The 532-nt window shown below is 73.5% G+C and carries 1 protein-coding gene; it reads left to right on the top strand.

What is annotated here, in order from left to right; all coding sequences use genetic code 11:
* Nucleotides 1–110: 110 nt before the first annotated feature.
* Nucleotides 111–532, top strand: a 422-nt coding sequence (locus B7L92_RS38445; RefSeq protein ID WP_081241671.1) for a hypothetical protein, incomplete at its 3' end; no start/stop codon positions are given.

Here is a 532-nt window from a genome sequence, read left to right as displayed (position 1 = left end):
GAGGCGATGGGGGCGGTGGGGGCGCACGCCGTGATCCTAGGGAGGCGCGGCGCCGTCTCCGGCCAGGCACCCGTGCGGGCGAACCCGCCGTGTCGTGACACCATCACCCCGTGCTCGACATCGGCTACGCCCTCTCCCACCGCTTCCCCGACCCCCCGCAGACCGACTACCGCCGCGCGGACGTCCACGCCCTGCGCCACGACCTGTTCTGCGGCGACGTCTACCTCGCCGACACCGAGTCGGACCGCGAGGTGTCCACAGCCTGGGGATGGGTGCCGGTGCTCGACTTCGCCTGGGCGCTGTGCGACATCGTGGAGCGCGTCGACCGGGACCCGGCGGGCTCCAGGGCCTCCCGTCCCCAGCGGGCCGAGCTGGACTTCACCGAGTCCACCGACCGCCTGCTCTTCGAGCGCCGCTTCGGCTGGGTGGACATCGAGGCGGAGTGGCTGCCGGCCGCCGAGCCCCCGCTGACCTTCTCCCACGCCGAACTCCGCCGCGAGGCCCGCGACTTCCTGCACGACCTGATCGCCGA

This window comes from Streptomyces viridosporus, from assembly GCF_002078235.1.
Lineage (GTDB): Bacteria > Actinomycetota > Actinomycetes > Streptomycetales > Streptomycetaceae > Streptomyces > Streptomyces viridosporus.
This window is presented reverse-complemented; position numbering and strand designations above follow the sequence as displayed.